This is a genomic window from Desulfobotulus sapovorans DSM 2055, from assembly GCF_059569355.1.
Window position 1 is genome coordinate 1 of sequence record NZ_JCANVJ010000062.1, and the last position, 1,760, is coordinate 1,760.

Sequence of the window (1,760 nt, forward strand, 5' to 3'; positions counted from 1 at the left end):
ACCTTTTTTGCGCACTTTCCGGCGGGTTTTAAGGGTTTGAGCTGCTGGCCCCTAAGGCGGGAACTCTTTTTGCAGCGTCAGTTCCATGACGGAATCCCCCAAAAACCCTCCGGAATCACAGACTTTTCCGTTTTCCGTTCCGTTTTCGGTTTTCACTGTGCGCAAGCTTCGCGCCTCCGCGCCCCGTGCAGCGTCGGGGGTCAGGGAGTACCTTGGCCGGTTCAAAGACGCTGGTTTCCGTAAAAATCATCCAGTGGCAGGTTCATCCCGCCGTGGTCCATCAGCTCGTACAGATCCGGCAGCGCAGCCTCGACCAGTGTCAGGGCCTGCCGGTAGAACTCCCATCGTTCCGGTTCCTCAGGCGTAACGCCGGGCCTGGCTCTCAGGATGATCCGCCAGTGCGGATCTCTGGCCAGAGAAATGCCCATGGGCTTTGACCTCAGAAACTCAGAAAGTGCCACAACGGCGGGAAAGTCCCGCCAGTGCGTCTGCCCCGTGCATCCAGGTGCTTGTCCATCCCGAGTCACACCAGTGTGTGTCGGCAGTCCAGCCGTGACCGAACTGTGGTTTGATGCGCTTGCCTCTCGGACGCCAGTGGTGCTGACGCTGCTTACTTCCTCCGGGGAAACCCCCTCCTCGAAAGCCTGCGGTGCTTGTCCATCCCGAGTCGCACCAGTGTGCGTCGGCAGCCCCGCCGTGACCGGGCTGTGGTTTGATGCGCTTGCCGTTTCTTCGCTCCCCGTGGAGAGGATTTGCCCCCCGGTAAACCGGCTGAGCTGAGGGTATTTTTTAAGAAACATAAAATACCCCTTTATTTTCAATGGCTTTGCCACTAAAAAGTTTTTGAAAAATGCCCGTGTCCAGGTAACTTGGTTTAAGGCATTTTTGTTTTTCTTTTATTTTCAGTCTTTTATATTCCGTGTCCGTCAAGTCCAGGTAAATCTCTATTAAACTACTATGAGTCTTCGCTTGGCTTGTAGCTTGGTAGAATAATCCCCTCGCGCATGCGCGTATTTCGGAAGTTACCTGGACACGGTGGACACGGCTTGCAATATTCTGATTTCTTTGGAAATCTGAAAACGCCGTAAACGTGTTTACCTGGACACGGGCTGGACATTTGGCCAGTTTACCTGGACACGCCCTGTCCCGTGAGGGGGTGTGGGGGAGAGAGGGGGCCATCATATGACACCCCTATCCACGTGAGCCACACCATCAAAATGCCTCTGGCGGCTGCCGCCTCGTTCGCCGGGACGGGTTTCCTTGACGTGGGGCAGAATGGTCAAAAGCTCCCTTGAAAAATGCACGATGTTCATAGGATGAAATCCATACCCCGTGCAGTACAGCCTGTAACGATCATACAGGCCTTTCTTACTCACGCTCAGGCCCTGCCCATCATATTCCGGCTGCGTCAGGCACTCTTCATCCACAAAGGCCTGCACCGGGTTATTGGCAAACTGGTATTCCACCAGCGTCCGGTGGATGTCATCCGAATGGGTGAACCCTCCCTGCAGCCGCAGCCGCTCCAGCCCCACCAGCGCCCACAGCAGAATACCGGGCAGCTCTGCTATCAGAATCGCCCTCAGGTTTTTCTGGATGGCCTTGCCCTTGAACTGCCTTTTAAATTTGATGGGCAGGATGCGCCGATAAAAGCCGTCCGAGTTGTCCTTGACTCATCTTCTACAGTTGGGAAGCCTTTTTTGTTCAAAATGCCTGTAATTACTATGTCGCATCTTGTAAAAACCCCAAAAGGTGGTGCCACA

2 protein-coding genes are annotated in these 1,760 nt (G+C 54.4%); one reads left to right on the forward strand and one right to left on the reverse strand.

Translation table 11 applies throughout. The annotated features are described in order from the left end of the window. Nucleotides 1–221 precede the first annotated feature (221 nt). Nucleotides 222–428 carry a hypothetical protein gene (locus BR04_RS17525; RefSeq protein ID WP_496357320.1) on the reverse strand — a complete coding sequence of 69 codons (207 nt, stop codon included), beginning with the start codon at nt 426–428 and terminating at the stop codon, nt 222–224. Nucleotides 429–1,316: 888 nt separating this feature from the next. Here BR04_RS17525 and BR04_RS17530 point away from each other — a divergent pair. Beyond that, nucleotides 1,317–1,760: hypothetical protein (locus BR04_RS17530; protein ID WP_496357321.1), on the forward strand; the 444-nt coding region annotated here is incomplete at its 3' end.

Coding starts and splice junctions, on each gene's coding strand:
- BR04_RS17525 (WP_496357320.1), bottom strand. CDS start 428: ATGGGCATTTCTCTGGCCAGAGATCCGCACTGGCGGATCATCCTGAGA.